General features: G+C 60.9%; 7 protein-coding genes. All 7 read left to right on the top strand.

Annotation, left to right across the window (positions count from 1 at the left end; all coding sequences use genetic code 11):
* Nucleotides 1-713 (top strand): hydantoinase B/oxoprolinase family protein (locus ACTIEN_RS21345; RefSeq protein ID WP_439525166.1); only part of this gene is annotated, 713 nt, incomplete at its 5' end.
* A 66-nt stretch (nt 714-779) separates the two neighbouring features.
* The gene (locus ACTIEN_RS21350; RefSeq protein WP_439525167.1) at nt 780-2,312 is read left to right on the top strand and encodes an ABC transporter substrate-binding protein; all 1,533 of its coding nucleotides are present in this window, start codon (nt 780-782) and stop codon (nt 2,310-2,312) included.
* Between the two features lie 10 nt (nt 2,313-2,322).
* The gene (locus tag ACTIEN_RS21355) at nt 2,323-3,282 is read left to right on the top strand and encodes an ABC transporter permease (protein WP_439525168.1); all 960 of its coding nucleotides are present in this window, start codon (nt 2,323-2,325) and stop codon (nt 3,280-3,282) included.
* On the top strand, nt 3,279-5,135 hold the full coding sequence (locus ACTIEN_RS21360; protein WP_439525169.1) for a dipeptide/oligopeptide/nickel ABC transporter permease/ATP-binding protein: 1,857 nt from the start codon (nt 3,279-3,281) through the stop codon (nt 5,133-5,135). The genes ACTIEN_RS21355 and ACTIEN_RS21360 overlap by 4 nt, the downstream gene beginning before the upstream one ends.
* A complete protein-coding gene (locus ACTIEN_RS21365) occupies nt 5,135-6,136 on the top strand; it encodes an ABC transporter ATP-binding protein (protein ID WP_439525170.1) in 1,002 nt (333 codons plus the stop codon). Before ACTIEN_RS21360 ends, ACTIEN_RS21365 begins: the two co-directional genes overlap by 1 nt.
* Entirely contained in the window at nt 6,133-6,846 is a 714-nt protein-coding gene (locus ACTIEN_RS21370) for an SDR family NAD(P)-dependent oxidoreductase (RefSeq protein WP_439525171.1), read from the top strand. The genes ACTIEN_RS21365 and ACTIEN_RS21370 overlap by 4 nt, the downstream gene beginning before the upstream one ends.
* A 1-nt stretch (nt 6,847) precedes the next feature.
* Nucleotides 6,848-7,990 (top strand): NAD(P)/FAD-dependent oxidoreductase (locus tag ACTIEN_RS21375; protein ID WP_439525172.1); only part of this gene is annotated, 1,143 nt, incomplete at its 3' end.

Below are 7,990 nucleotides of genomic sequence, written 5' to 3' on the forward strand. Positions count from 1 at the left end.
TCGTTAAATCAGTCGTTGATCCAACCGTTCTGCCCAATGCGGGACTGGCCCGGCCGATCCGTGTCACGGCACCGGAAGGCACGATCCTCAATTGCAGCCACCCTGCTGCGGTGAATGGCCGGGTGCAGACCTGCCAACGGGTAGCGGATCTGATCCTTGGCGCCTTGGCGCAGGCCGCGCCTGACCGTGTCTCTGCCTGTACCAATTCCACCTGCACCGTCGCCCTTTTCTCGGGAACCCGACAAAGCGGCCCGGAGGCTGGCACATATTGGGTGTACCTCGAAACGATTGGCGGCGGCGGTGGTGCGCGGCCGGACGCGGAAGGTCTGGATGGAATTCATGTCCATGCCACGAACACATCGAATCTCCCGGTCGAAGCGCTTGAGGTGGAATACCCGCTGGTTCTGGAACGCTACGAACTGATTGATGGCTCGGGTGGGACTGGCAAACACCGGGGTGGGATGGGCTTGCGGCGTGTGTATCGCGCGACCGAAGACTGCCTCGTGCGGGTCGACATTTCCCGCAATCTTTCACGCTCCTGGGGGCTGGAGGGTGGTGGCCCAGGGGGACATGGCGGGTTTGTCACAAGTCCCGAAACGCCCACCTTTGAGCGTGGTCAGGGAATGCTTCGCGCCGGCGAATGGCTGGAAGTCATCACACCCGGTGGCGGGGGCTATGGCAGTCCCGAGGAAATCGCGATCGCAGCTGAATAACCAACGTGAGACTTCAATAGCAAAGGGCCGCACAAGAGCCTCAAAACCCAACAAAGGAGACATATAATGACAAACGAACTCAATCGCCGAGGCTTTTTGGCCAGCACAATGGCAACTGCCGGGGGCTTGGCCTTTCTTGGTCCTCGCGGCGCATTTGCGCAGGACGGACAAACGCTCAGGTTTGCGTTGTCGGCATTTCCCCCGAACTTCGAGGCATGGACATCCACCGGCACCGCTGCGGGCACGATCAAGCTGCTGATGCACCGGGGTCTACTCAGCTATGGACCTGACGGGATGTTGCGCGGCGAGTTGGCGGAAAGCTGGGAGGCAGACGACGAGGGCGCGTGGGTCTTCAAACTGCGCGACGCGACTTGGCATGATGGATCGCCAGTCACCGCCGAGGACGTCGCATGGACAATCGCCGAGGTGGCAAATCCCGACAACGCAGCATTCCGGCAAGGCCAGCTTTCCTTGATCACCAGCGTGGAAACCCCCGATGACAAGACGGTCCGCATGATCACCGACGAACCATTGGCGGTGCTTCCGGGCTGGTTTGCCCATTATCACATGCCGATCCTGAAGAAAGGCGAACCGAAGGACACCCGTATTGGCGCTGGGCCGTTCACTTTGGAAGAGATCGACCGAGGTGTCTCAATCAGCCTCAAGGCCTATGATGGCTATTACAAAGACGGATTGCCCAAGGTCGCCGGGATCGAAGCCATTGTATATGCGGATGAAAATCTGCGCGTGGCCGCTCTTGAGGCGGGCGACGTCGATCTTGCCGAATATGTGCCTTGGCAGGCGATGGCTCAGGTGGAAGAAAACGACGCTCTGAAGCTGGATGTCGTGGACGGACCGTTCATGTATCTTACGTTCAACGCCAGCCGTCCGCCATTTGACAATCCCTTGGTGCGTCGGGCTGCAGCCCATGCCATCAAACGCGAGGATATCGTTGCGGCGGCGTTCTACGAGCGCGGCGGTTCGCTTGAACATTTGCCCATCGCAGAGCAGTCCGAATTCTACAATCCGGAATTCTCCAACGCGTGGAACTACGATCCCGAAAAGGCACAAGAACTTTTGACCGAAGCGGGATATCCGGACGGGTTCACCTGCACGATGCTATCCACGGCGCAATACGGCATGCACCAATCCACTGCCGAAGTATGCCAGGCCTATCTTTCCATGATTGGAATAAACGTGCAGCTTGACCTGCCGGAATGGTCCAGCCGTGTTCAGAAGGGCAATGAAGGCCAGTACGATCTGGCGATCATGGGCACCACGGCCGACAACAACGACCCCGACGGGCTTGTGAACGTTGTGGATGGCAGCCTGCCAGCCAGCTTCGTGCGCAGCTTTGGGATGCCAACGCCCGAAATCACAGAGCTGTTTGCCCGTGGCAGAGCGTCTTTTGACAGCGCCGAGCGCAAGGAGATCTATCGCGAACTGGAACGTGTGGCGATCGAAACAGCGCCGATTGTCGGGCTTGCGTGGCGGGCTCAGGGCTATGGGATGCAGGCGAATGTCAACGGGTTCTCGAATCTTCCCGGTCAGTTGACCTTCTATTCCGGCATCACGATGGAAGACACGTTCTTCGGCTGATTGAGAAAAGATGCTGAGATATATCGCCTACCGAAGCCTCGTTGCGATCTTCCTCGTGTGGATCGTTGTCAGTCTCGTCTTCCTGCTGTTGCACCTGATACCGGGCGACCCGGCAGAGCTTTTGCTCAGTCAGGGCAGCATTGCCGCAGATCCAAAGGCAGTGGCCGCCTTGCGGGAACAAATGGGGCTGAACGAGCCACTTTGGCAGCAATATCTCAGCCATCTGGGCGGTGTTCTTACCGGGGATCTGGGCGCGTCATTTCGTGATGGCGCGTCCGTCTCCGGGCAGATCGCCCAACGTCTGCCAAGGACGCTTGAAGTGATCGCGGCGGCGACGCTGCTTGCGGCGGTCTTCGGCATCCCTTTGGGAACCTATGCGGCGATCCGATCCGGAGGAAAGGCGGATGCTGTCGTATCTTTGATGTCCTCGATAGCGCTCTCCACCCCCGTCTTTGTCGTCGGGTCCGTCGTGATCCTGATCTTTGCACAGCAATTGCAATGGCTTCCCGCCGGTGGGTTCGTGTCTTTTGCGGATGATCCGATCGAACATCTGAAACTTCTGATCCTGCCTGCGGGAACGGTGGCGCTTAGCCTTTGGGCCGTGATCACACGAATGACCCGCGCCTCTGTCATCGAAGTCCTTGAACGGGATCATGTGCGGACCGCGCGGGCCAAGGGGTTGGCCCGGAACCCGATCCTGCGTGGCCATGTCATCCGCAATGCGATGATCCCGGTATTGACCATCACCGGTCTGGAAATGGGCACCCTGATCGGAGGGACGGTTCTTGTGGAGTTCGTGTTCAACTGGCCCGGACTGTCAGGGTACCTGGTGTCGGCAGTCGATGCCCGCGACTATCCCGAGGTGGTCGGGATCGTCATAACCGTGTCGGTGTTGTTTGTGTTCCTGAACCTCGTCATCGACGTCGTGAACGCGCTGCTTGATCCACGCATTTCGCTGGTGAAGTCATGAACGCCAACACCCGCAAGCTGCTGTTGCCTGGCGGAATCGTGGCAGTGATCATCGTCCTGATCGTGCTGGCACCTGTCTTGCCGTTGCAGGACGTGCGCAGCATGGATGTGCCGAACCGCTTTGCCGGCCCGTCCTCGGACCACTTGCTGGGCCAGGATGAATTTGGTCGCGACGTGCTGTCACGGCTCATCTGGGGTGGGCGGGCGTCTTTGTTTATCGCCGTCGGCTCTGCCTTGATGGCGGCGGTGCTTGGCACGGCGCTTGGGTTGCTGGGCGGGTATTTCCGGGGTGTCGTCGAAGTCGTGACGGTGCGCGCATCGGAAGTGATCCTGTGCTTGCCCCCTCTGCTTTTGGCGCTGCTAGTGGTCACGATCCTTGGCGCTGGCACCGGACCGCTGATGCTGGCGCTGACGCTGCTTTACACACCGAATTATGCGCGCGTCGTTTATGCCGCGACGTTGCAGGTGCGCTCTCTGGATTTTGTCACGGCGCAGATTGCCATGGGCGCGCACCCGCTGGCCATTCTCTGGCGCACGATCCTGCCCAATGTGATGCCGCCGCTTCTTGTGCAGATGTCCTTGGTGGTCGCGTCAGCCATGATGATCGAAAGCGGGCTCAGCTTTCTGGGACTCGGCGTTGTGCCGCCAACTCCGTCATGGGGTCTGATGATCCGCGCGGCGCGCGGCGCGATGGAGGCAGCGCCTTTGCTGCTCGTCTGGCCGTCGCTGGCCTTGGCGGGCACGATCCTGACCTTCAACCTTCTGTGTGACCGGCTGCAATCGGTGCTTGATCCGCGCGATGTCACCGCAGGGGGCGCGCTTTGGCTGCGCCGGTCAACCCGAGTGATGACACCGGCCCGCAGCGTGGCTGCACAGGACGGCCCGCTGCTTGAAATTCGGGGCATGGGCATTTCGCTGGAAACGAATGACCGGAGCCTCGAACTGGTACGCCAAGCGGATTTGACCGTACAATCGGGCGAAACGGTTGCCTTGGTCGGAGAGTCCGGGTCGGGCAAGACCCTCACCAGCCTTTCGGTGATGGGTCTTCTGCCTGACCAGTTGGAGGTCAACACGGGTAACGTGCTCTACAGGTCAAAAGACGGGACAGTGACCGATCTGGCGACGCTGGATGAATCCGAGTTTCGCAGCTTTCGGGGCAAAGAGATTTCGATGGTGTTTCAGGACGCGACTGCGGCGCTCAACCCGGTACACCGTATCGGCGAACAACTGGCTGAAGCCCTCAAAGGCCGGGACGGTCAGGGCGACATGCAGCCAAGGGTGATCGACCTGTTGCGTAAAGTGGGCATTCCGGACCCCGAACGTCGCTACAGGGCGTACCCCCATGAGCTTTCGGGCGGTCAGCGGCAACGGGCGATGATTGCTCTGGCCGTGGCGAACAATCCCCGTCTTCTGGTTGCCGACGAGCCGACAACGGCTCTGGACCCGACAATTCAGGCCCAGATCTTGCAGCTTTTCCAGGAGCTGAAAGCGGCTAATCCCGAAATGGGTCTGATCTTTGTGACCCATGATTTGGCCGTGGTTGCGGAAATCGCGGATCGCGTCGTCGTGATGTATGCGGGCGAAGTGGTCGAAGCCGGGTCTGTGGCGGATGTGTTCTCGCGGCCGCGTCACCCCTATACCGCCGCGTTGATCGCCTCGGTCCCTGAAGGTGCGGCAGACCGGTTGATGGCGATACCGGGAACCGTTCCGCCACCACATGCGATGCCACCCGGCTGCCGATTTGCCCCCCGGTGTGCCTATTCCAGGCCTGAATGCGAAGCCGCTCCGCCGGTGGCTGAAAGCCCGGCCGAAGATCGTGTCACCCGGTGTATCCGCTGGAAAGAGGTAACGTGATGTTTGATATGTCGCCCTCGGAAAACCCGTTGGTCGAAGCGCGCGGACTTGGCCGCAATTTCCCGATGCGGCAGGGTCTACTGGGACGCCCCCGCGATATCTGGGCTGTGCGAGATGTGTCGCTGACAATCGCGCGCGGCGAAACCGTTGGCGTGGTTGGTGAGTCCGGCTGCGGCAAGTCCACACTCGGGCGGATGATGCTGGGGCTCGACGCCCCGACCCTTGGCGAAATGCGGTTCGAAGGGCGTGATCTTGCAAACCTGACCGCCGTGGAAAAACGCGGCCTCACCCGCCGGATGCAGATGGTGTTCCAGGATCCATTTGGATCGCTGGACCCGCGCCGTACGGTTGGCGCACAGGTCGGCGACGGCCTTCGCATCCACCAGATCGTGCCGCGGACCGAGGTAAAGACCGAAATCGCCCGGCTGCTGGAACAGGTGGGCCTGCCCGCCACAGCCGCAGATCGGCGTCCCCATGAATTCTCCGGTGGTCAACGCCAAAGGATCGCCGTTGCGCGCGCGCTGTCCACCCGACCGGATTATATCGTGGCCGACGAACCGGTTTCGGCGCTGGATGTGTCGATCCAGGCGCAGGTCGTGAACCTGTTGATGGACCTGCGTCGGGATCTGGATTTGGCGATGTTGTTCATCAGCCATGACCTGCATGTGGTGCGCCATCTGTGTACGCGAATTGTGGTGATGTATCTTGGTCGCATCGTCGAAGAAGGCCCGGCCGACCAGGTGTTCGGTCGCCCGGCGCATCCCTACACGCGCGCCTTGCTGTCCTCGACGCCGTCGCTGCATCCGCGAAAGGACAACAGCGCGCATGGAGTCCTTCCCGGCGAATTGCCCAGCCCCGCAAACCCGCCCTCGGGTTGCCCCTTCAGAACACGGTGTCCGGTGGCGGAAGATCAGTGCGCACAGGCGGTTCCCACGTTCCGGGACATGGGGCCTGGGTGGAAGGCCGCCTGTATCAAGGCAAGCCCGAGTGTGGCGACATGAGCGCGCGTGTTGCCATGATCACCGGTGCCAATCGCGGGATAGGCGCTGCGATCGCGCAGGCTTTGGCGGAACGGGGCTTTGATCTTGCCCTCGGAGTGCGACACCCAAAGGATTTGCCGGAAGACTTGGTCAAGCTTGATCCGCTCATCGTCCGGTATCAAGCCGAAGATCCGCTGGCGGCCAGGGCCTTTGTTTCAGCGACAGAAGCCCGGTTTGGGCGGATAGACGTGTTGGTCAACAATGCCGGTATCGGTGGCCCTTTGGAATTGATGCCGGAAACCCCGCAGCCCGACGATGAAATGGAGGAGGTGCTCGAACAGCTCTTGTCCGTGAACGTCAAGGCGCCGTTCCGTCTGACCCGTGCGGCACTGCCGTCGCTCTGCCGTTCTGGGTCGGGTCGGGTGATTGTGGTGGCGTCTTTGTCCGGTCGGCGGGTGATGGGGCTGAATGCCGGATACCAGATGAGCAAACACGCCGCCGTTGCCCTGTCTCATGCTGCGCGCCGCGCCGGGTGGGATTCCGGCGTACGGGCCTGCGCGGTCTGTCCGGGATTTGTCGCGACCGACAGGACGTTGCACCATGATCTCCCGCGCCATGAAATCACGCAACCGGCAGACTTGGCGCATCTTGTCGCTGAGATCGTCATGCTGCCGAACAGTGCCAGCGTGCCAGAGCTGTCTGTCAATTGGCGATACGAACCGGGGTTCTAGAATGCGCCCGATTGTGACACCCGTCCAGACCCAAGAAAGCGTTCCGGATCACGCCGATCTGGTGATCATCGGCGGCGGGATTGTGGGATGTTCCGCCGCGCTTTGGGCGGCAGAGCAGGGGCTTCGCGTGGCCCTGCTGGAAAAGGGACGTATCGCCGGAGAACAATCCGGGCGGAACTGGGGATGGGTGCGCCGCATGGGCCGGGCGCGCACCGAGTATCCGCTTGGCATAGAAAGCCTGCGCATCTGGGAAGGACTGGCATCCCGTACGTCGCGGGAAACCGGATTTCGGCGCTCGGGCATCGTTTACGGCGCTGCGACATCTGCCGAACTCGCATGGCTCGACCGGGTCGAGAAGGATGCGCAGGAATTTGATTTGAACGTGCGGCGTTTGGGTCGGTCAGAGCTTGCGACATCTTTCCCCGGCGCATCGCTAACCGAGAACACCGCGTTGCTGACACACGACGACGGCAGGGCAGAACCCGGCCTTGCGACGGCAGCAATTGCCCTTGGGGCACAAGACGCAGGTGCTGCAATCCTGCAAGGCTGTGCGGCCCGCTGTATCGAGATGTCGGCCGGGCAGGTCAGTTCCGTCATCACCGAGCGTGGTCCGATAAAGACCGATCTTGTCATATTGGCCGGAGGTGCCTGGTCTCGGGTGTTCGCGGGCAATCTCGGGGTCGACCTTCCGCAATTGCGGGTCCGGGGCTCGGTTCTCAGAACCAGCCCTGTCGCGAACGGACCTTCCTTTACATTCGGCAATGGCCAATTCGGCATCCGCCCCCGGCTGGACGGAGGATATACAATTGCCCAACGGGGACGGTCGCCGGTCCAGATCACACCTGATGCGTTTCGGCTCATGCCGAAATTCCTTGCCGGATTGCGGGAAAACAGCCGCGATATCTCGCTGACTCTGGACGCTTCGTTCTGGCAGGCTGTGACGATGCAACGGCGCTGGTCGGCCGATGCTGTCACGCCTTTTGAACGCTGCCGTGTCCTTGATCCAGACCCCAGAACGCCCGGCCTTCAAAAGGCTTTGAGCGATGTCAGACGCAGCTTTCCGATGTTTCGCGATGCCAGGATCGTTGAACAATGGGGCGGTATCATTGACGTGACCCCGGATGGTGTGCCGATCATAGATCAC

The sequence above is a fragment of the Marivita sp. genome, from assembly GCF_051859345.1.
Classification (GTDB): Bacteria; Pseudomonadota; Alphaproteobacteria; order Rhodobacterales; family Rhodobacteraceae; genus Marivita.